The organism is Pseudoalteromonas sp. S3431 (assembly GCF_000690035.1).
Lineage (GTDB): Bacteria > Pseudomonadota > Gammaproteobacteria > Enterobacterales > Alteromonadaceae > Pseudoalteromonas > Pseudoalteromonas fuliginea.
On sequence record NZ_JJNY01000071.1, the window covers coordinates 1 to 23,056 of the forward strand.

Annotated in this window: 20 protein-coding genes; 12 read left to right on the forward strand and 8 right to left on the reverse strand. The window is 38.7% G+C overall.

The genetic code is table 11. The features are described 5' to 3' along the window. Positions 1-158 precede the first annotated feature (158 nt). Positions 159-1,295 carry a PilT/PilU family type 4a pilus ATPase gene (locus DO88_RS03820; RefSeq protein ID WP_033040501.1) on the reverse strand — a complete coding sequence of 379 codons (1,137 nt, stop codon included), beginning with the start codon at positions 1,293-1,295 and terminating at the stop codon, positions 159-161. A 9-nt stretch (positions 1,296-1,304) separates the two neighbouring features. Continuing rightward, on the reverse strand, positions 1,305-2,345 hold the full coding sequence (locus tag DO88_RS03815) for a type IV pilus twitching motility protein PilT (RefSeq protein ID WP_008136622.1): 1,041 nt from the start codon (positions 2,343-2,345) through the stop codon (positions 1,305-1,307). 2 nt (positions 2,346-2,347) lie between these two features. Here DO88_RS03815 and DO88_RS03810 point away from each other — a divergent pair, with 2 nt between their 5' ends. The 8 genes from DO88_RS03810 (at position 2,348) to DO88_RS03775 (ending at position 9,375) form a co-directional block, all read left to right on the forward strand. Beyond that, positions 2,348-3,061, forward strand: a complete 714-nt coding sequence (locus DO88_RS03810; protein WP_033040503.1) for a YggS family pyridoxal phosphate-dependent enzyme — start codon at positions 2,348-2,350, stop codon at positions 3,059-3,061. 17 nt (positions 3,062-3,078) lie between these two features. Further along, entirely contained in the window at positions 3,079-3,900 is an 822-nt protein-coding gene (gene proC / locus DO88_RS03805; protein WP_033040506.1) for a pyrroline-5-carboxylate reductase, read from the forward strand. Between the two features lie 27 nt (positions 3,901-3,927). Next, positions 3,928-4,461: a YggT family protein gene (locus DO88_RS03800; protein ID WP_002962568.1), complete on the forward strand. Its 534-nt coding sequence runs from the start codon at positions 3,928-3,930 to the stop codon at positions 4,459-4,461. Positions 4,462-4,521: 60 nt separating this feature from the next. Next, complete coding sequence (locus DO88_RS03795; protein ID WP_007376526.1) at positions 4,522-4,965, forward strand: DUF4426 domain-containing protein; 444 nt, start codon at positions 4,522-4,524, stop codon at positions 4,963-4,965. A 4-nt stretch (positions 4,966-4,969) separates the two neighbouring features. Continuing rightward, positions 4,970-5,569: an XTP/dITP diphosphatase gene (locus DO88_RS03790; protein WP_033028329.1), complete on the forward strand. Its 600-nt coding sequence runs from the start codon at positions 4,970-4,972 to the stop codon at positions 5,567-5,569. Then, positions 5,566-6,702 carry a radical SAM family heme chaperone HemW gene (hemW, locus tag DO88_RS03785; RefSeq protein ID WP_033040508.1) on the forward strand — a complete coding sequence of 379 codons (1,137 nt, stop codon included), beginning with the start codon at positions 5,566-5,568 and terminating at the stop codon, positions 6,700-6,702. The genes DO88_RS03790 and hemW overlap by 4 nt, the downstream gene beginning before the upstream one ends. A 79-nt stretch (positions 6,703-6,781) precedes the next feature. After that, positions 6,782-8,617, forward strand: a complete 1,836-nt coding sequence (locus tag DO88_RS03780; RefSeq protein WP_007376529.1) for a DUF885 domain-containing protein — start codon at positions 6,782-6,784, stop codon at positions 8,615-8,617. 89 nt (positions 8,618-8,706) lie between these two features. Then, a complete protein-coding gene (locus tag DO88_RS03775) occupies positions 8,707-9,375 on the forward strand; it encodes a hypothetical protein (protein WP_007376530.1) in 669 nt (222 codons plus the stop codon). Here the strand turns inward: DO88_RS03775 and DO88_RS03770 are convergent. After that, entirely contained in the window at positions 9,372-10,088 is a 717-nt protein-coding gene (locus DO88_RS03770; RefSeq protein ID WP_007376531.1) for an SIMPL domain-containing protein, read from the reverse strand. The two genes, DO88_RS03775 and DO88_RS03770, sit on opposite strands and share 4 nt — an antisense overlap. A 114-nt stretch (positions 10,089-10,202) precedes the next feature. Here DO88_RS03770 and DO88_RS03765 point away from each other — a divergent pair, with 114 nt between their 5' ends. Continuing rightward, positions 10,203-12,872 carry a bifunctional acetate--CoA ligase family protein/GNAT family N-acetyltransferase gene (locus tag DO88_RS03765; RefSeq protein ID WP_033040510.1) on the forward strand — a complete coding sequence of 890 codons (2,670 nt, stop codon included), beginning with the start codon at positions 10,203-10,205 and terminating at the stop codon, positions 12,870-12,872. After that, the gene (locus DO88_RS03760) at positions 12,872-13,825 is read left to right on the forward strand and encodes an ion transporter (protein ID WP_033040512.1); all 954 of its coding nucleotides are present in this window, start codon (positions 12,872-12,874) and stop codon (positions 13,823-13,825) included. Before DO88_RS03765 ends, DO88_RS03760 begins: the two co-directional genes overlap by 1 nt. A gap of 15 nt (positions 13,826-13,840) precedes the next feature. On the opposite strand, the gene DO88_RS03755 is transcribed toward DO88_RS03760, so the two are convergent. The 5 genes from DO88_RS03755 to DO88_RS03735 all read right to left on the reverse strand — a co-directional run bounded on the left by DO88_RS03755 (position 13,841) and on the right by DO88_RS03735 (position 21,065). After that, entirely contained in the window at positions 13,841-18,343 is a 4,503-nt protein-coding gene (locus DO88_RS03755) for an EAL domain-containing protein (protein ID WP_033040515.1), read from the reverse strand. Between the two features lie 22 nt (positions 18,344-18,365). Beyond that, the gene (locus DO88_RS03750) at positions 18,366-18,767 is read right to left on the reverse strand and encodes a GNAT family N-acetyltransferase (RefSeq protein WP_033040517.1); all 402 of its coding nucleotides are present in this window, start codon (positions 18,765-18,767) and stop codon (positions 18,366-18,368) included. A 2-nt stretch (positions 18,768-18,769) separates the two neighbouring features. Beyond that, on the reverse strand, positions 18,770-18,973 hold the full coding sequence (locus DO88_RS03745) for a DUF3283 family protein (RefSeq protein WP_008136617.1): 204 nt from the start codon (positions 18,971-18,973) through the stop codon (positions 18,770-18,772). Between the two features lie 443 nt (positions 18,974-19,416). After that, complete coding sequence (locus DO88_RS03740; RefSeq protein ID WP_033028336.1) at positions 19,417-19,662, reverse strand: DUF1289 domain-containing protein; 246 nt, start codon at positions 19,660-19,662, stop codon at positions 19,417-19,419. Between the two features lie 269 nt (positions 19,663-19,931). After that, complete coding sequence (locus DO88_RS03735; protein WP_033040523.1) at positions 19,932-21,065, reverse strand: 1-acyl-sn-glycerol-3-phosphate acyltransferase; 1,134 nt, start codon at positions 21,063-21,065, stop codon at positions 19,932-19,934. A gap of 389 nt (positions 21,066-21,454) precedes the next feature. Here DO88_RS03735 and DO88_RS03730 point away from each other — a divergent pair, with 389 nt between their 5' ends. Further along, positions 21,455-22,399, forward strand: a complete 945-nt coding sequence (locus DO88_RS03730; protein WP_033040518.1) for a D-2-hydroxyacid dehydrogenase — start codon at positions 21,455-21,457, stop codon at positions 22,397-22,399. Between the two features lie 185 nt (positions 22,400-22,584). After that, a complete protein-coding gene (locus DO88_RS03725; protein WP_033040521.1) occupies positions 22,585-22,965 on the forward strand; it encodes a DUF3192 domain-containing protein in 381 nt (126 codons plus the stop codon). The last annotated feature ends 91 nt before the right edge of the window (positions 22,966-23,056 follow it).

The window sequence follows — 23,056 nt, forward strand, 5'->3', positions numbered from 1 at the left end:
AGCCCACTAGGTTACAAACCTCACGCCGCGATTTAATCGCCCCTAGATTGAACAAATTTCAATCCACAAAGATCAACACGCCCTAGTTACGGTGAATAATAAGGCCGTATAAAATATAAAAGCGCCAACTTGGCGCTTTTATATTTTTCATTTAGCATTTAGTAATTACTGTCTTTTCCATCTAAACCATCTATCGTTACACCTTGTAAAAAACCAGCTCCTTGTTGTTCATTATTACGTAGTTTAATCATCAAACGTAAATCATTCGGCGAGTCAGCATGGTGCAGCGCATCAGCATAGTTAATTGATTGTTGTTTATAAAGTTCAAATAATGCTTGATCAAAAGTTTGCATGCCCATTTCTTTCGATTTTGCCATCGCCTCTTTAATACCACCAATATCACCATTTTTAATGAGCTCTGCAATCATCGGCGAGTTAAGTAGTATTTCGATTGCTGCAACACGACCTTCACCATCAGAAGTAGGTAATAACTGTTGAGCAATAATAGCGCGCAAATTTAGCGCTAAATCGTATTTAAGCTTATCGTGCTTTTCTTTAGGTACTAAATGCATTATTCGATCAATAGCTTGGTTAGCATTATTAGCGTGTAGTGTAGCAACACATAAATGACCTGTTTCAGCAAAGCTAAGTGCATATTCCATGGTTTCTTGTGAGCGTATTTCACCAATCAAAATTACATCGGGTGCTTGGCGCAATGAGCTTTTGAGTGCTGATTCAAAACTTTCTGTATCAAGCCCTACTTCGCGCTGAGTAATAATACTTTTACGATGTTCGTGAACAAACTCAATAGGATCTTCAATTGTTAAAATGTGACCACGTTGATGACGATTTCTATAACCAATAAGCGCCGCTAAAGACGTTGATTTACCCGTCCCTGTACCACCCACAAATAACACAAGCCCACGCTTAGACATAATTACATCAGTGAGCGTAGAAGGCAGACCTAACTCTTCTACATCAGGTATTTGCGTAACTATTCGACGAATAACCATACCGGCTCTATCACGCTGCCAAAAGGCAGAAATACGAAAACGCCCTTCGTCAGTTGCAATCGCAAAGTTGCATTCTTTAGTTGCGTGATACTCCGCTTTTTGCTTTTCGCTCATAGCAGACTCAACAAGCTCGAGCGCTTCTTCATCAGTTAACTTTTCATCACCTAAGTGGATAAGTTCGCCATTTATTTTAGCGCTTACAGGTAACCTACTTGATACAAATAAATCAGAGCCTTTTTTCTCAATCATTAACAGTAAAAAATGATTTAAAGATAACGTCATAATAGTTCCTTAACCGCCAAATTGTGTTTTGTCTTGTGCTTTTTCTTTAGCTGCAACGTTACTAACAATACCGTGATTAACTAAGTTTGTTAAACACTGATCCATTGTTTGCATACCCACGGATGCGCCAGTTTGGATAGATGAATACATTTGCGCTACTTTATCTTCACGAATTAAGTTACGAATAGCAGGCACTGCAATCATAATTTCATGCGCAGCGACTCGCCCACCACCCACTTTTTTAAGTAATGTTTGTGAAATTACTGCGCGTAATGATTCAGACAACATTGAACGGATCATTGCTTTTTCTTCACCAGGAAATACATCGATAATACGGTCAATCGTTTTTGGTGCTGAAGTGGTGTGTAGCGTACCAAATACCAAGTGCCCGGTTTCGGCTGCGGTCATTGCAAGACGAATTGTTTCTAAATCACGTAGCTCACCGACTAATATCACATCAGGGTCTTCACGCAGAGCACTACGTAACGCATTTGAGAAACTATGTGTATCGCGATGCACTTCTCGCTGGTTAATTAGACTTAATTTATTATCGTGAACAAATTCAATTGGATCTTCAATTGTTAAAATATGATGATGTTTATTTTGATTTATATAATCTACCATCGCGGCAAGTGTCGTTGATTTACCCGAGCCCGTAGGCCCTGTAACCAGAACTAGTCCTCGAGGAGTATCAGATATCTTTTTAAAAATTTCTGGCGCACCTAAATCATCAAGCGTTAACACTTCACTTGGTATGGTACGAAACACTGCTGCTGGTCCGCGATTAGAATTAAACGCATTCACACGAAAGCGTGCTAAATTAGGTACTTCAAACGAAAAATCCACTTCGAGGTTTTGTTCGTAGTCCTTGCGTTGATTGTCGTTCATAATATCGTAAACCAGACTGTTTACGTCTTTATCTTCTAATGCAGGTATATTAATGCGACGAACATCACCGTCTACGCGTATCATAGGTGAAACACCCGACGATAGGTGTAAATCGGATGCTTTATGTTGCACACTAAACGCTAATAATTCGGTAATATCCATTTATGACTCCACAACTAACTGATAAATATATGGTTACAATAGCAGAACGACTCACATCCGCCTACGCTAGAATTGCAATGGCTGCAAAAAATGCACAGCGAAATAACAACGAAATAACCTTGCTGGCAGTGTCTAAAACGAAACCAAGCGAAGATATAATTGCAGCTTACAAGCACGGCCAGCGTGAATTTGGTGAATCTTATGTTCAAGAGGCTATAGATAAAATAGCTCAACTACAGTCATATAGCGACATCATTTGGCATTTCATTGGCCCTATTCAATCCAATAAAAGTGCCTTAGTGGCTGCCAATTTTGACTGGGTGCAAAGCGTTGATCGCCTAAAAATAGCGAAACGATTAAACTCCCAGCGCCCAGGCGATAAAGCGCCTCTAAATGTACTTATTCAAGTAAATATAAGTAATGAGGAAGCAAAGTCAGGTTGCCACCGCGATGAAATAGATGAACTTGCCGATTATATAAACCAATGTGAGCACCTAACACTTCGAGGTTTAATGGCAATTCCTGCTAAAAGCGACAAACTGGATACACAAATTCAATCTTTTGAGCAATTGCAAACTTGCTTTGATAAACTAAAGACCCAATATCCTCTAGTAGATACTTTGTCGATGGGTATGAGTAACGATGTTGAAGCTGCCATTAGTGCAGGTTCAACCATGGTGAGGATCGGCACAGACATTTTTGGAACACGAACTTAAAAGGTGATAACAGATTTATGTCAGATAAAAAAATCGCATTTATAGGCACAGGTAATATGAGTTACGCCATTATTGGTGGCATGGTAAAAAACGGTTTTAACGCAAGTAATATTATTGCAACTAACCGCAACCAAGAAAAGCTTGCAAAGGTAGCATTTGATTTCAAGGTGCAAACCACCAGTGACAATAACGAAGCCCTGCGCGATGCTGATGTAATTGTTTTGTCTGTTAAACCACAAATGATGGGCGATTTATGTAAATCGTTTCAAGAGTCAGGCATAGACTTTAGCAATAAACTGTTTATTTCTGTTGCTGCGGGCTTAACCGTAAAACGTTTGCGCGAAATGCTAGGTAAAGACGTTAAAATGGTACGTTGCATGCCAAATACACCGTCTTTATTAGGTCGCGGAGTATCAGGTTTATATGGTGCGGGCGAAACACAAAGCGAACACGAATTTGTACAACAAGTTTTTGAATGCACTGGCATTGTGGTATGGGTTGAAGAAGAGTCACAAATAAACGATATTATTGCTGTGACCGGCTCATCACCTGCTTACTTTTTCTTGTTTATGGAAGCCATTGAAGAAAAAGCCAAAGCACTGGGCTTTAACGACGAAGACGCTCGTCGTTTAGTGCAACAAACAGCCCTTGGCGCCGCCGAAATGGCACTTAGCCAGCCTGATATTAGTATTTCGCAACTACGTTCAAACGTAACATCTAAAGGCGGTACTACTCACGCAGCTGTTGAGCACTTAAAAGATGAAGGCTTAACTAAAACCGTTGGCGATGCAATGGATGCGTGTATTGCGCGTGCAGAGCAAATGGAAAAAGAACTTTAAAACTACTTTTTTATTGAAGGTTACACTATGAATGCCATGCAATTTTTAATCAGTACCTTGTTTGATTTGTTTTTAATGGTGGTATTACTGCGCTTTTGGCTGCAGTGGGCAAAAGCCGACTTTTACAACCCAATGAGCCAGTTTGTGGTTAAAGCCACTTCGTTTGCAGTAAAACCACTGCGTAAAATCATTCCTGGATTTGGTGGGCTTGATTTAGCTTCTCTGTTGCTGGCATTTATAGTCGCTGTAGCCAAAATAAGTACTTTAATGCTTGTTATATATAATGCGTGGGCAATACAGCCTGTACTTATTCAAGCACTTATAACGGTACTAAAAGAAGGCCTTAATTTAGTATTTTGGGTACTTATTATTCGCGCTATTTTAAGTTGGGTTAGCCAAGGTTATAACCCTATAGAAGCGGTTTTCCATCAGCTTACTGAACCAATGCTAAAACCAATTCGTAAAATATTGCCATCAATGGGTGGCTTAGATTTATCAGTTTTAGTACTTATTATTGGTATTCAGTTTTTGCAAATGCTGCTTATGGATTTTTTAGTCTAATATGGATTTTTTAATTAGAGGCCCAAAGGCCTCTTTTTTATATGTTTTGAGGAATACATAATGAACCGTTTAATTAAGTTTTGTTTTATTGCTTGTTTAGCATTTGCATTTAACGCGCAAAGCGAAGAAATGCAAGGCGCACAATACAAAGAGCTTGGCCCATGGCAAGTGCATTACATTGCTTTTCCTTCTACTTTTATTCAGCCAAAAATAGCAAAAGCGTATGGCCTTGAGCGAAGCGGATACAAAGGCATTGTGAATATTTCTGTTTTAAAAAATGATGCCGAAAATACAGCCCAAACAGCAAAGCTTACTGGCACAGCTAGAAACCTACTTGGCAACAAACAAACGCTTACTTTTAAAGAAGTAAAAGAAGGTGATTCAATTTATTACCTTGCCCAAGTTGATTACACCAACGAAGAGATTTTACGCTTTGAGATTGAAATACAGCAAAGTAATCAATTTCAAAAATTACAGTTTCAGCAAAAATTTTACGTAGATTAATAACATGACCAAAACTTTAGTACTTGCTACAGGTAACCCTGGCAAAGTAAAAGAGCTAGCTAACATGCTAAGCTCTCTGAATATTAATGTAGTTCCACAGAGCGACTTTAACGTAGGTGAAGTTGCCGAAACCGGTACTACCTTTGTTGAAAATGCTATTATTAAAGCGCGCCATGCCGCTAAAATTACCGGCATGCCAGCTATTGCCGATGACTCCGGTTTAGAAGTTGATGGCTTAAATGGTGCGCCCGGTGTGTATTCTGCTCGCTTTGCAGGCACAGGTGCCAGCGATCAAGATAACATTGATAAGTTACTCGTAGACTTGGGTAATAACCCTATCCGTAGTGCTCGTTTTTGGTGTGTACTGGTGTTAATGCGCCACGCAGACGACCCGACTCCGCTTATTTGTAGTGCTAGTTGGGAGGGCGAAATTACGCTCACTCAAAATGGCAACGGTGGATTTGGTTACGATCCAGTGTTTTTTGTAGCAGAACAAAATTGCACCAGTGCTGAGCTTACAAAAGAGCAAAAAAATGCAGTGAGTCATCGCGGACAAGCGCTGCAAAAATTATTACTAGAACTACAGCAAAAAGGCGGCCTGTGAACCTTCCACCACTGAGCTTATATGTGCATGTGCCTTGGTGCGTGCAAAAATGCCCGTACTGCGATTTTAATAGCCACGGACAAAAAGGTGAAATACCTGAAGCTGAATATGTTCAACACTTAATTGATGACTTAAAAGCTGATTTGCACTTAGTACAAGGGCGTAAAATTCACAGTATTTTTATTGGTGGCGGCACGCCAAGCTTATTAACTGGTGCAGCTTATACCCGATTATTAAATGAAGTCGACAACCTAATTGGGCTTGAAGAACACTGCGAAATTACCCTTGAAGCCAACCCTGGTACAGTAGAAACAGGTCGCTTTAAAGATTACGTAAAAGCAGGCATTAACCGTATTTCTATTGGTGTACAAAGCATGCAAAACGACAAGTTAAAAGCACTTGGTCGGATTCATGGCAGCGACGAGGCTAATTATGCTGCGCAGCAGGCTAAAGAAGCCGGTTTAAATAGCTTTAACCTTGATTTAATGCACGGCTTACCAGGGCAAACACTTGACGATGCACTGAGTGATTTAAAGCAAATTATAGCGCTCGATCCACCACATATATCTTGGTATCAACTAACTATTGAACCCAATACGCAGTTTGCTTCAAAACCCCCTACCTTGCCACAAGACGAAACACTGTGGGACATTCAAGAACAAGGAGTAGAATTACTCAAGCAAGCCGGTTACGTACAATACGAAATATCGGGTTATGCAAAACCGGGCTATCAATGCCAACATAACTTGAATTATTGGCGTTTTGGCGATTATCTTGGTATTGGCTGCGGCGCACATGGTAAGGTTACTGATGAAAATACAGGGCTTATAACGCGCACCGAAAAGGTTAAGCACCCGCGCGGTTATATGGATTTAATTAAACCGTATATGTACAAAAGCTGGCATGTAGAGCAAGACGATTTAGCATTTGAATTTTTTATGAATCGCTTTCGCCTTGTTGAGCCTTGCCCAATTAATGATTTTAATAAACTAACAACACTGCCACTGCAAAGTCAACAAAGCGCACTAAACCAAGCACTTAATAAAGGTTTATTGACTCAAACAGACAGTCATTGGCAGGTAACCTTAAAAGGTCATCGCTTTTTAAATGACCTACTAGAATTGTTCGTGTAGCGCTAAGGCACTACACGACAATATAAAGCGAATAAATATAAAACACCCTAATGGGTTTCTAACAACAAAAGGGAAAACAATGCGTAAACTTACTTTTATTGCAGCGGCTGTAAGCGTTGCACTGCTTGCTGGTTGCCAGCAAACAACACAACAATCAACTCCAGCCTCTGTTGCACAAGCAGTTCAATCACAACAAAGTGAAATCGACAAAGCGAATGCATTTTTTGAAGATACATTTAATCGCGATGTAATGAGCAGTCCTGTATATCAAACATATATGGGTATTAAGCAAGATTACGATAAGTGGGACGATGGCAGCGAAGAAAGAAAGCTTAAAGATTTAGCACAAACAAAAGCTGACCTAGTTGCATTAAAAGCAATTAATCGTGATTTATTAGATGATGCAACAAAAGTAAGTTACGACTTAAAAAAACAAGATCTTGAAAGTTCAATTGCCGACTTTAAATGGCGTTACCATAATTACCCTGTGAACCAAATGTTTGGTACGCATTCTATGATCCCTGCGTTTTTAATTAATCAGCACTCAATTAGTAATGCAAAAGAAGCTAAAGACTACATTTCACGTTTAAATGGTGTTACTGAGGTTATTGATCAGCTTATTACTGATTTAAATGTACGTGCAGAAAAAGGCATTATCGCTCCTAAATTTGTGTTCCCGCATGTTATTGATTCAAGTAAAAACATTATTCACGGTGCCCCATTCGAAAAAGGCGATGATTCTACATTGCTTGCTGATTTTAAACGTAAAGTAGCAGTGCTTGAAATTAGCCAAAACGAGAAAGACTCGTTAATCAGCGATGCATCAGATGCATTAAAATCGGCTGTTAAACCATCTTACTCTAAGCTAATTAACTACCTAGCACAGTTAGAAAAACGTGCAGATAACCGTGATGGCGCATGGAAATTACCTGATGGCGAAGCGTTTTATAACAACGCACTTAAGCGCACTACAACTACAGATTTAACGGCTAAAGAAATTCATGCAATTGGCCTGTCTGAAGTAACACGTATTCATGATGAAATGCGTGAAATTAAAGATAAAGTTGGCTTTAAAGGCGACTTAAAAGCCTTTATGCAGTTTATGAAAACTGACAAACAATTTTACTACCCTAATGATGCACAAGGTAAACAACGCTACCTTGATGAAGCAACAGGGCTTATCGATACAATGAAAACACGTTTAGATGAGCTATTCATTGTTAAACCAAAAGCTGATTTAAAAGTAAAAGCAGTTGAAGCATTCCGTGAAAAAGCAGCGGGCAAAGCATTTTACCAACAGCCAGCTCCTGATGGCTCACGCCCAGGTATTTACTACGCGAATCTTTACGATATGGAAGCTATGCCAACGTATCAAATGGAAGCGCTGGCATACCACGAAGGTATTCCGGGTCACCACATGCAAATAGCTATTTCGCAAGAACTAGAAGGCGTGCCTAAGTTTCGTAAATTTGGTGGCTACACTGCGTATATTGAAGGTTGGGGTTTATACTCAGAATTCATTCCTAAAGAAATGGGCATGTACTCAGACCCTTACTCAGATTTTGGTCGCCTTTCAATGGAGCTGTGGCGCGCATGTCGTCTAGTGGTTGATACGGGTATTCACGCAATGAAGTGGACTCGCCAAGAAGGTATTGATTACTACGTAAACAACACGCCTAATGCAACATCTGACGGTGTTAAAATGGTTGAGCGTCACATTGTAATGCCTTCACAAGCAACTGCTTATAAAGTAGGTATGCTTAAGATTTTAGAACTTCGTGAAGACGCTAAAAAGCAACTGGGTGATAAGTTTGATATTCGCCAGTTCCACGACGTTGTCCTTAAAAATGGTCCTGTACCACTTAATGTACTAGAAAACTTTGTTAATGAATGGGTAGCAAGCAAAAAAGCTTAAAACCAATTTAAACAATTGCTTTAAAGATGAAAGGTCGCATTTGCGACCTTTTTTGTTTTATAGTAGCAAAAAAGACTTTGGAAATAATAATGGATTTAAGCATACAACTACTTAACGCACGTATTTCAAAGCATCAGCTAGATGAGCTTGATAACGACTTTAAACAGTTAAGCCCAGCCCAACAGACATTGCAGCTAAATCATTTATATGAAAGCACTCAGCGTATGAGCATTAAATACGACTTTATGCAAAATGTGGCAACGCGTATTTTAACTACCAATGCACCTCCAGCCGCGTTTATAAACCAATTGACAACAACAGATACGTTAACCTTTTTTACCCCAGCACTTAAAGTTAATAAAGGCTTTTTAGCGCAAGACGTGCGGGGCAATAACGCGCTGCATAATGTATTTAAACACGCCGACGATCAAAAATTACCTTTTAATTATGTGCGCTCTTTAATGCTGTTTGAATCTAACGATGATTTAGTAAAAGCGCTTGCCCAGCCAAACGATCGCGGCCTAACACCCGTAGCTTGTTACATTGCGTATGCGAATAAGCCAAGCACGCCGGTTAAACATGAGTTTTCAGCGTTATTAGCACTCATGGAAATAGAGCAAAAACAAAACCCAATGGCTAAACAGCAACTGGCAAATACATTAAAAGGTGCAGGCCTTAACGAAACTAGCATTTTACTTAGTGCTGCTTACTTGCAGCGTTCAACCGCACAGGTGGCGCATTTAATTAGAGCAATTTAGTCATCTAAATAATATTCAACACTAGTAACAACGCGTATTTTTTTGATTTGTGGAGTGTTTGAATCGCGATTACTGATACTAAATTGCCCTTGGCGAGCTGTTTTTATTTTGCCTAATTTTGAATTAGAGTCTTTAGCAAATTTATTAGCGACTTCACGCGCTTTTTCAGTTGCTTCTTGCACCATCGCAGGTTTTACATCATTGAGGCCTGTAAAAATGTATTCAACTTTTGTTTCGTAACTATCCTGCACTATTGCGATATTTTGTTTAGCAAGCTGGCTTACTTTACTCAGCGCGTTTTGTACTTTATCTGGTGCATTTGAATAAACAATAATATTTGAGCGTATTATGTATCTAAACTTTTGATTTTCATTACTGTATTCACGTGATTGTTTATCAATAACTGACTGGCTGCCTATTGTTATTTCATCGTCGTCAAAACCATGGAGTTTTAAAAAAGCAGTTACCGCATCATTTTTTTTCTCAACTCGGCTGACTAATTCTTCAAGATCATTGTCGGCATCACTAAATTGCAGAGGCCAAATTACCGTATCGGCGATTACTTCTCGCTCGGCCAATCCCTTAACCTGCACAGTACGTTCCATCCCTTTCACACCCAGAGCGGTACTTTTTAAAATAAACCCTAAGCTAATTAGGCCTATACTTAAACAGATAGCCGCTATAACAATGTAAAAACCGGGGGTTTTATTCACAATAATCTCCTTGATTGATATCAATAATAAGCATCGATACGCTCGAAATAACACAGTAAACAGGGTACATTGAGACTATAAATAACGCAAAATTTAATCAGCCTAGGAAAAACCATGAGCCTTAAGCGTATAACCCAATTTTTTAACCCAAGCTCAGTGGCCGTTATTGGCGCCTCTAACGTATCAACTCGGGCTGGTTTTGTGGTTATGCGCAACTTACTTCAAGGCGGTTTTAAAGGGCCGATAATGCCCGTTACTCCAAGCCATAGCGCAGTACATGGCGTACTTGCTTACCCCTCTATTGCTGACTTACCAAAAGTACCCGACCTTGCTGTTATTTGTACTAACAAAAATACCTTAATTGATATTATTGAGCAGCTTGGAGAGCTTGGCTGTAAAACGGCTATTGTTATTGCCGATGGGCTATCTGGGGAACAAAAAAGCGCGCTTAAAGCATGCGCTCAAGCCAAACAAGTTACTTTGCTTGGACCCAATTGCTTAGGCTTGCTGATCCCTCATATTGGTTTAAATGCGAGCTTTTCACATACCGTGGCAAGCCCAGGTAAAATTGCATTTGTATCGCAATCAGCAGCAGTATGCTCAACCATTTTAGATTGGGCTAAAAACAAAGAAATTGGCTTTTCATATTTTGTATCAGTAGGCGATTGCCTTGATATAAACTTTAATGAACTACTCGACTTTTTAGGTCGTGATGCTAAAACCAAAGCTATTTTACTCTACATAGATAACATTGAAGATATTCGTGGCTTTATATCAGCAGCAAGGGCCGCCGCCTTTAGTAAGCCTGTAATTGCGATTAAAACAGGTAAAACAACTGCGGGCGCACTTGCAGCCGAAATTCACACCGGCGCAAAGCAAAGCTCTGATGCTGTTTACGATGCGTTATTCCAACGAGCGGGTATGCTGCGTGTAAATGATTTACGAGAGCTATTTGCAGCGACACAAACACTCGCCATGCATCCAAAATTATTAAAAGTAGAACAACTGACAATTTTAACTAATGGTGGTGGCCCAGGTGTTATGGCCGTTGATGAACTTATTCAAAGTTCCGGTAAATTAGCAGAACTAAGCATTGAAACCCGAAATGCGCTAAATAAAGTCATTCCGCAATCAGAAACCACCTCAAACCCTGTGGATATTTTTGGCGACTCTGCACCTGCGCGTTATAAGCAAGCATTAGAAATTTTACTGCACGCAAAAGAAGTTAAAAACTTACTGATTATCCATACTCCCTCAGCGCTTGCGCCCAGCGAAGACTACGCCAACATTATTGTAGAAACCTTACAAACATTACCCAAAATGGCGCGCCCTTACGTTATAACTAACTTTATGGGTGAAGACGCATCTTACGCCGCCAGAAAAGTGTGCTCAAACAACGCAATACCCACTTATAGAACACCAGAGGGTTCTGTAGGCGCGTTTATGCACTTGGTAACGTATCGCCGTAACCAAAAGCATTTAACGCAAACACCTGAGTCGAACACTGATGACGCTAAAATAAATAAAGTGGCCGCTAAAGCGCTTATTAATGAGTTTTTAGATGACGGACAAAGCTACTTACCTACTCATCAGGCAAGCCAAATATTAAACCACTATGGTATTAAATGCATTCAAACTGAGGTCGCTTACACCCCAACAGAAGCCAAAGAGCAAGCCATAGAGCTTGGTTTTCCGGTCGCGTTAAAACTTATTAGCCCTAGTATTGCCTCGAAGTCTGAAGTCGGTGGTGTGGTGCTTAATTTAAACGACGCCAACGAAGTTGAACAAACCGCTTTTGCAATGCTTATCCGTATTAAAAACACGTATCCGGATGCTGTTATTGAGGGGTTTTCATTACAAAAAATGGCGCCGCGAGCAGGCGCAAATGAGCTGCGAATTGCGATTAAAACCGAGCCCAATTTTGGCCCAGTTATATTATTAGGTGAAGCAGGAACCGGCCTTGAATATGCACAAGCCGCCGTTGCACTGCCTCCACTAAATATGAACTTGGCAAAGTATTTAATTGCTGCAGCGCACGACAAAGGCGTATTAAAGGAGCGCATACTCCCCGAAAAAGTTGATAAGTATCGTTTGTGTGCACTGCTAACGCGTATTTCTCAGTTAGTTATTGATCAACCTGACATTAGCTCAATGGAACTAAATCCTATTCTTGCCAGTAATGGGCAGTTTTTAGTGCTCGATGCCACTATGACACTTAATCGCTATCAAGCTCAGAGCAATCGTAAGCGGTTATCTATTCGTCCCTACCCTATTGAGCTTGTTGAAGTGGTAACACTTAAGAATAACACCCAAGCTACGCTCAGACCGATAAAACCAGAAGATGAACAAGCTCATAAAGTATTTGACGAGTCACTTAATAAAGAAGACAGATATAAACGCTTTTTTGGCGAGCTTCCACAGTTTAACCACGATCAACTCGCTAAAATGACCCAAATTGATTACGACCGTGAAATGGCGTTTATTGTTTGCCAACGCTTTGAAGGTAAAACCCGCACTTTGGGTGTATCTCGCGTCATTATGGATCCCGATAACCTACATGCTGAATTTGCTATTGTAGTACGCTCAGACTGCCAAGGCTTAGGGCTTGGTCGTATACTAATGAGCGCTGCAATTAATCACTGCAAACACCAAGGTGTGGAGTCAGTTGAGGGCATAACCTTACCAGAGAATACAGGGATGATTGAGCTTGCCCGTAAGCTAGGTTTTACAATTAGTCGCGACTTTGAAGAAGGCAGTATTAACATGGTGCTTAAACTTACATAATGAATAATTCGCAGACTTTAAGACAAAAATTGGCTTGCCTGTTTGAAGGCACAGGCCAGTACCGCCGAGCAGGGCATATTCTTGATATTGCACTCATTAGCTTAATAATGATCAACGTTGTAGCCATTGTTATTGAATCAATCCCAAGTGTGGTAGAGCAGTATTACAACGAATTCTTAGTTTTAGAAATTGTCTCAGTCGCTATTTTTGCTATTGAGTACTTAGCCAGACTTTGGGCTTGCGTAGATAAAACACAATATGCTGCAATAAAAGGATCTAATACCAAACGTCGGCTTAGTTATTTTTTCTCCCCTTTGGCAATTGTTGATTTAATCGCGATTTTGCCGAGCTTAATGATGTTTTTATTTCCTCTCGATTTACGTTTTTTACGTGTGCTTCGACTATTAAGAGTATTTAAACTCACACGCTACTCACGCGCCATGCAACTACTTTTAAAAGCCTTTAACGATGAAGGTAGTTCACTAATGGCTGCTTTTTTTATTATGGCAGTGGTGCTTATTTTAGCTTCATGCGGAATTTACTTAATTGAGCACGACATACAACCCGATAAATTTGGCTCGATTCCCGCTTCTATGTGGTGGGCAATGGCAACATTAACAACCGTTGGTTATGGCGATGTAGTACCTATAACGCCATTAGGTAAGTTTTTCGGCGGGGTTATCACACTACTGAGCATGGGAATGGTTGCTATACCTACCGGTTTACTCGCGTCTAGTTTTTCAGAACAAATACGTAAACGCCGCCAGCTTTTTGAAGATGCCGTACATGAACAAATTCAAAATGGTACTCTTAATGATACTCAACAAGAACACCTAGAAGAACTACGCTATAAGTTAGGCTTGAGTAAACTAGAAGCTAATAAGGCTATTAAAACACAGTTAAATGAGCACAATGGTCATTTATTTTGCAGGCACTGCGGTAAAAGGCCTTAAATAAGTACAATATTATCAATTGAACATATCACTCCAATCGCGATTAATAAGTGGTAGTACTTCGTTATTTGGTACAGGTTTACTAAATAAGTAGCCTTGGAAATGCCTGCATCCTCTTTCTTTTAAAAAGGCGAGCTGATGTGAGCTTTCAACCCCCTCTGCTACACATTCTTTACCTAAACTGTGTGCAAGGGCAAGTATTGATTGAATAATGGCTTCGTCGTCAGAGTCTATGCCTATGTCTTGTACAAAGCTCTTATCAATTTTTAGTACGTCGATAGGAAAACGTTTTAGATAAGTCAATGAAGCATAACCAGTACCGAAATCATCCATATAAAGCTTGCAGCCCAAACTTTTAAGCATCTCCATACTGTGCAATGCTTGTTTTGAATCACGCATAAGTATCGACTCAGTAATTTCAAATACAATCGCGTCTGAGGGTATATTGGCATTACTTAGGGCTTTTCTGATCTCTGGCACTAACTCTATAAACTCAAAATCAAGTGCCGATAAATTTATTGATAAATAAAGCTTCGGCGATACCTTACGCCACTCTTTCAAATCCTCTAAAGCACGCGCCAATGTTTGCAGCATTATCTTTGTTATTAAACCAATGCCTTCAGCCGCTAAAGAAAATTCTTGAGTTTGGATAAGATTATTTTCAGGCCAGCGTAATAACACTTCAAACCCTTCTGTAATATAAGTTTTTGCGTTAACAATGGGTTGGTAATAATTACAAAATTCATGTTCTTGATAAGCTTTAGTAAGTTGTGACTCCAGGTGAAGTGTTTTTTGTACATGCTGATTCATTTCTTGTTTATAGAATTGATAGCTACTTTCAAGTGAATCTTTAGCATGGTAAAGCGCAATGTTAGCCGCTTTTAATAATGTAGCGCTTTCTTTTGCATCATCAGGAGATATAGCAACACCAATACTTAAATTAATATTAACGACCTGTCCGCTAACACTAATATTTTGGTTTACGCAATCCATTAGTTTTACGCATATAAGTAAAACCTCTTCTATTTTATGAACATCCTCTACGAGCGCAACAAATTCATCACCACTAAAACGTGCGACACTATCTGATGGGCGTAATGCACATTTTAATCTCTCTGCGACTTTTTTAATTAATTCATCACCCGCTTCGTGCCCTAAGGAATCATTAAAGTACTTAAAGCGCTTAATATTTATGTATAACAGTGCAACTTTACAGCTGTGCTTTTTTGCTTGTTCTAACGCATGCCCAACACGATCGTTAAACAACGTACGGTTTGGTAATCCCGTTAATACATCGTAATTAGCGAGCAAATGAAGTTCATTTTCAGCTGATTTTTGAGCGCTTATATCCGTTAATATAACAACATAACTATTTAATCGTTGCTCGTTATCGGCCACTGCACTTATTTTCACTAATACATAATGAGACTCACCATTTGCAAGCACTACAGTATCTTCGCAAGTGAAATGCTCGCCAACTAATAGTTTTTGTATAATCCGTAAATAGCCAAAACGATTGCTGCGTGAAATTCCTAAATTTAGAGAGCGACTAGAAAGCGACTCAGCAGAGAAGTTAAAGGCTGTTTGAAGTGATTTATTTGAGGCACGGATATTAAAGTTTTTATCGAGTATAAGCACCCAATCACGGGTTTGCTCAAATGCTGCGGTAAACAACAATGCATGCTCTTCAAATACCATCTCACGGGTCATATTAGTGTAGGTCCCCGCCACTTTTTGCGGGTTTTTTTCGTCCCACTCTACAACTTTGCCAAAATCTTTATACCACCGCCAATAGCCTTTTGCGTGGCGCAGGCGGTAGGTACAGTTAAAGTAACCTTTATCAGTAGATAAAAATTCTAACCATTCTAAGCGAAATAATTGTTTATCTTGCGGGTGAATTTTAGCTAAATAATCATCCAAACTCACTGTTTCATTATCGTAGCCAAGTTCATTTTTTAACCGAGGCTGATAAATGGAGGGGTTACTTGACTGCCAATCCCATACCCCAGATTCACTGCCTTCTAACGCTATTTTTAAGCGGGCTTCACTTTCTTTGCTCTCTTTATTTGCTGCTAATAGAATCCGTTGAATTTTATTGCGTCGCATCACCCACATTGTTACAAATGCAACGAGTAACATTGCATATAGCACCATAAAATAAGGCGCTCGCCAAAGCGGGTATTTTACTCTTATTTTTAAAGTTGCAGGTGCTGTGTATTTGCCTGTAAGTGGATCTTTCGCCCACACTTTTAATTGGTAGTTACCCGGATTAAGTTTAGGGAATAAAACGCGATTATTATTGCGAGTATACGTTTTCTGGCCATTGCCTAATTGATACTCATAAATAATACGCTCTTGATTACTAAATGCCATAGCAGAAAAAGCAACTTCAAGTCCTATGTCATCATGGTTCAGAATAACTTCATTTAGTGGCTGCTTTAAATCAAACGATAAATCACGCGACATCAAATTGACTCGTGTAATATTGACATGATCAATTAGCACCTGAGTATTTTTATTTTCCATTGGCTGGAAATAGGTGAGACCTTTTAAGCCACCATATGCAATTCGGCCATCTTTTAGGCGTGCCATTGCGTTGCTATTAAATTCAGCCGAAAGCAGCCCTTCAGATACAGTAAACTGTTGAAAATGTAATGTTTTTGGGTTTAACCGCCAGATACCTTTGTGGCTACTCATCCAAATCATGCCGTCATCATCTAGCACCATGTCATAGAGTAAAGTGCCCAATTTATTTTTTTCCAAATCAATTGTATGTACTAGCTGGTAAGTTAAAGCATCAAGTCCTATTAGGCCAAAATTAGACAATGATATCCATAAAATATTGTTGTTATCTATAACATACGACAACACACTAATAGCAACATTTTCATGCTGTTTGGGTACTTTATAAATCATTTTCAATGCAAAATTTTCAGGGTTTACTTGATATAAAATTCCCGCATTAAAAAACAATGGTGAATCGGGTTTACTAGAAAGTGGTGGTAAAAAACCATGGGCTAGGAAAGGTTGAAATTGTGCAAATTCACCACCTAAACGAGTCACTATTTGCGTATCAATGTTATAAATAAACACGCCATGATCTGAGTGCACATAATATAAATCGCCATTTGGCATAAGTGTAACACCATGCACCCAGCCTTTTATTTTATTTTGGTTAGCAGGATTTTTTGTTATTGGTTTACTAACATCATGTGTAATTGGATCAAAAACAAACAGCCCTCGGTTACTGTAAAGCCACAATTTATTTTTATAGGGCATTATTTCATAAACAGTAAATTCGGTTGTTAGTAAATCTACTTTATAGTCTTTTAAATAGACCTTTCCTGTATTGGCTTTTAAATCGACCTCGGTTATGCCATTGTGCGTGGCTAACCATAACTTATCATTGTATTCGGTAATGCCCCACACCGAATGATGCGACAATCCATCACCACCTAATAAACTGCCATCAACATTGCTAAAATTATAATTATCGTTTGATAAATAAAATGCGCCATCTGTTTTGGTCGCCACCCATGTGCCGCCTGATTTATCTTTTACCATATCAATAATACTAGTATCAGCAAGCGTATATTTACTTTGCGTTATACGCGTATTTTTAATCAATTCACCACTGGTTAAGTCAAACTTAAACAATCCTTTATCTGTAGCTAAATCTACTTTTCCATGAGCGTTAACAATTTGCCAAATATTTAAATCTGCCAACAAAGCCTTATTTTTAAATGGTAGGTCGGGGCGCTCAAACATCTTCGATAAATTAGTGATATCTACTTGATACAACCCCTTTACAGTACCAACGAGAAGTTGATTACTTTCGCCTAAGGCGAACGCTTTCACATTATTTTGGTAAATATGTTCAGGCTCACCCTTTAAATGCTGTAGTGGACGTATTTGTTCCGTCGCGATATCAAATATATAAGCACCGTGGCTAGTGCCAATAAAAATATAGCCATTGTAGTGAAAAAGCTCCCTAACTAAAGTGTTCTTATATTCATGTGAAAGCTCAAAAATAGAAGTTACTATGCCACTTTCAATGTCTAACTTTGCAAAGTCTCTACCTCGCCCAATCCACAGTGTTTTTTCATCAATCGCCAGCATGCTAAAAGCAGATTTGTTAATAATTTGTTCTTCGCTGGTGGGTTTTTCTAGAAACTGTTTGTATGAGTTAGTTGCAGGGTCGTACCTAAACAAGCCAGCAAGCAATGATGCAATCCAAATATGGTCCTGAGGGTCTTGGTAAATGCGGTCAATAATAGCATCTTCTAATTCACCATTAGGGCCATTAATAGGAATAATCTGATAACCATCATAACGATTCAATCCCGCTTCTGTCGAAAGCCATAAGTAACCGCTATTATCAATAAGCATAGTGTTAACGTAGCTCTGTGACAAACCTTCGTTTGGAGATAAACGCTTCACTTGTGCGCCTACTTGAGAGCTTAAAATAGCAGTAAAAGCTATTAAACTACATATGATCCAGTTAACACATCTGCTCATGCTTATTCCATATTATTTGATGCTATGGGTATTTTAAGGCGACTACATTGCGGTGTTTGTAAGTATCGAAAAGTACTTGTAAAGCAAGAGTATATGTTAACACTTGGTTAAAACCAATAGTGTGGTATAAATCAACTAGTGTTTTGTAGGCAAAGGTATAAACAACTTTATTTTGCTTCTCTAAGAGTGTTGTTATTAATAGCTTTGCTAAACCTTTAGATCTATGCTGAGGAGCGACAAAAACGGTCGACAAAAATAAAAACTCGGCTTTATGTTGTAAGCGGCACGCAGCAACAATATCTGTTTTATTATAAACAACCCAAAGTTGATCTTGCTTATTAGCACGCCCCCTTACGCTGTATTGCTTATAAAATTTATTAACAAGTGGACTTTTAACTTGTTCTAATATTTCAACCTTATACATACCTAACTTAGCATCATTGACAAATACTGTTCAAATTGCTGTTTTAAAAACATTTGCTCAGCAATCGGACGGCTATGAATAGTGTTATACACTTGTTCACGCGTTTTTTTATTGCGTTTAATTTGATACGCCCAAAATGACGCTTCATAATCGAGCTGAATTTGGTATTTCTCTTCACGTGGTAACAGACATAAGTTAAAGCTCATAGTATTTCCTAATTCATTCCAATAAATTACCAGCTTAAATAGCGATAATGCTATAAACCAACCAATAAGGTGGCTATATTGCATTATACGCCGCGTATTTTATTTACTTCTGTAGTAATTTAAAATAGCAGCCACAACATTTTAGCATCTTATTATTGTTGATTAATTTATTTTTATCCCGTCGTATTTTAACAACCGTTTTGTGTGTTCCAAGAACACAATTGGCACATAGAAAAGCAAGCTTTAGATGGAATTAGTTATGAGGTATCGATTATAGATTAATAGTCGTAACAGTAGCTTTGTGGCCGTAAATAGTACTTTAGTGACTGGCTAATTAATCGAAGCTTTGGATAATAAATCTATCCCAAGCAGCTATTTTCAGCGCTAAATTGTTCGAATTCTATGCAGCACTGGCATTATATGTGCCAAAGGGCAGATAAGAATTAAAAATCAAATCCTTGCTGTTCGGTTTTACTATTTAACGCTGAATTTTTTTGATCTTTTTGCAGGTAACGCTTGTAGCGTTGTTGACATAAACTAAGCACTTTCTTTTTTTGGGCATTACTTAGTGAGTTCCAAGTAAAACGCTCATCGCGACTGCGGTAGCATCCCTTGCAATACCCTCTATTATTCACTAGACAAATACCTTTGCAAGGGCTTGGAATATCAAATATTTCAATTTGTTGCATTGTATTAATACCACTTAAGAAGGTCAGACTTTTAGTATAGCGTTTTTTTTAAGCAAAAAAAAAGTGACAAATAAACAGTCACTTTTCAAAGGTTATTAAACTCACCTGTGACCTTTGAGCATAAAGGTTCTATTTAGACGCAATTGAATCACGGCGCGAGGTCTGCAATCTCGTGGGCAAAGTAAATACAGAGCAACAAAGAGTAAGTCGCCCAAGAGCGAACTCAAAGGGCAGCGTATGTTTAATCTAAAAAGGTAAGCAGACCCCGCTTAGTGCTCACAACTTTTAATATTAATCTCACTCTTACGATGAAAAGGCTTAGCGTACATTGCAAGTACAAGCGGTTTAAGCTCTTCAGGTACATTAGCCATTCGCTGTTCGAAGGTGGCTGTATCTGGTGAGTCAATTACTGCTTTTTTACAGCCACCAGCAATATAATTTCCGGGGTGTAAATAAAATGAATCCACTATTTGCTGATCAATCGTTTTTGCCAACGCTTCTGCGCTATCACAATTGGATTCAATAGGCCGTCCAAACGCTAAATGAACATGTCCCTTGGCGGTACTAAAGCCTTCGACGATACTGGCAATATCTTCACCAGCAGACTTAATATATTCACCGTGGAGTTGCTTATGATATAACTCTTTAGCTTTAGAAATAGCACACGGCTCGTATTGATAAGATATAGAAACAGGGACTATTTTTAACTCTTTTATATAATCACCAAATTCTTTCTTTTGCTTGCGCCCATTAAGTTGCAGCATTTTTAGAAGCGCAGGATCCGTTTGATCAAATCCATCTTTCGCACGCCCCTCTTTTTGTGCAATCCAAATAGAGTTTCCACCGATTAAAGAGTCATAGATATATGACGATAACTGGGTTAATGCTTTTAACATTTCTTTTGGTGCTTTAGCAGAGCGCTTGACAATGAAACTTTTATTTAAACGCATAAGCTCAGTAATGTAAGGTATTTGCAATAAATTATCGCCAATAGCAATACGCACTGTTTTCATTTTATGCTGATATAAACCCCAATTAACTAATGCAGGGTCAAGCACTATGTCTCTGTGGTTTGAAATAAATAAATAGGCCTGATTAGCGTCTAACTGATCTAGCCCAGAAAAGGTAACTTTTGATGTGGTGCGCTTCACTAGTTTATCTAAGTATTGCGCCACTTCATTTTGCACATCTTCAACGGTGCTTACTTTGCCCCATTTTTTGCGTAACTGACTTCTTACCATTGGACGTGCAATAAAAGGCACTGCCGATAAAAAGCGCGGTAAATTATACTTTGCTATTACATCAATAAACGCATCGTCGTTAATCAAACGCGTAAGCGACGCCGCAACTTCGTCGTCGTTGTATGGGCGTATATCTGCGTATTTGTCTTCTAATTCACTCATTACTACATCTATAATGTTAAAAAACGGCACGCCAAAGCGCACCGTTTATGTCTATGTTCGATTATAACTCAGCCAATCTAAAATGCGAAATAACCAATAAACGGCTTTTATTACTTAAGTGGATCATGCTCTTTACTTTACATAAAGTTCGACCATGAAACCTGGTATTAGTGCAACAAATTTAGCTAACCAATCCAGTAAAATACCATATTCTTAGACTGTTAGTGGGCTGACCACTAATACATAGCCCTCTAATCATTTGGTAGTAATACCATTAACAAAGCCTTTCTTTCGTAGTACCTTAAGCCCATATTTTAGATTTTTGATGGATCGTAAGCCTCTTTTTTACGATTTTAACTCTTTCAGATCCACTTATTTTAGGGCTCATAATGAACATTACTATTCTTGATAACGCTACATTAACTAAAACATCTCTTACTTGTATTGAACAACTTGGTAAATTAACGACTTATGAACTTACTAGCCCAGAGCAAGTTATTGAACATTGCCAAGATGCTGATGTATTAATCACTAATAAAGCAGTTTTAAATCGCGACACGATTAGTCAACTGACTCAGCTTAAACTAATCTGTGTTAGCGCAACTGGTACTAATAATGTTGATTTAGAAGCCGCTAAAAAATTTGGTATTGCCGTAACTAATGTAGCTGGCTATTCAACCCCTTCAGTTGTTCAACATACGTTTTCTTTAATTACTAACTTACTGGGTAACACACACCGCTATCAGGCGGATTGCCAGCAAGGCGCGTGGCAAAAAAGTGACATGTTTTGCATACTCGATTACAGCTTTAACGACCTACAAGGTAAAACATTTGCCATTATAGGCGGTGGTACGTTAGGCAAGGGTGTTGCGAAAGTGGCTGAGGCATTTGGCGCTAATGTTATTGTAGCAGAGCGTAAAGGGGTTAAATGTCGAGATGGTCGTACGCCTTTTGAAGACGCCGTTAAAACAGCAGATATAATCAGCGTACACTGCCCGCTAACAGATGAAACACGTGATTTAATTTCGCTTAATGAGCTTAAAATGATGAAGCCAAGTAGCATTATTATTAATACCGCACGTGGTGGCATTATTAACGAAGCCGACCTAGCTAAAGCACTTGAGCAAAACCTAATTGCAGGCGCAGGTGTTGATGTACTAACTAAAGAGCCTGCCGAGCTTTCAAATCCACTTGCTAATTACAAAGGCAATAATTTATTACTCACTCCACACATTGCATGGGCAAGTACTGAATCTATCGTACGCTTAATTAATGAAGTAAGTTTAAATATTACTGCATTTAATAATGGTGAATCACGTAACCGCTTGGTGTAGTGATTTTATTGTAGTAATCAAAAAAACTAAAAAATGGCTGTTTTTACTAACACATTTAATATTTTGCTAGATAAAAACAGCCAAGACAACTTAAGGCAATGATTAATAACAACTTATAATTATGGTATACCCTTTGCTTTAATACAGCTAATAACAAATTAAAAACTTTATTAAGGTAAATAAAAATGAAAAAATCACTTTTAGCTGCAGCTTTAATCGCTCCATTTTTAACAGGCTGTGTTATTGCAGTGTCAGATGGCGAAACAGAAACACATTGGGCTGGTAAAAATTCATCTAGTTGGGAAACTAAGAATAAAAATAATCGTGAAGCCATTTCAGAGCTTGCAATGGATAGTAGCTATCAATCCGTGTTAACTAAATTAAAAACACCTGACTTCACTGAATTATTAAAAAAAGGTGATGATGTTTATCAAATACTGTTTTACGTAACGCATAGCGTTCATTCTGACGGAAAAACAACGAAAGATGAATGTACTCCACTGATATTTAAAAATGACAAATTAGTCGGTATGGGCGAAAGTGCTTTGGGAATGATAAATAATTAAAAAACCGTCACTACATTGTTATTGCCGCTTTTATTGATGGAACTTAGGTTAGGTTATTTGTAGAAACGTGATACCAATCTGCTTATATATG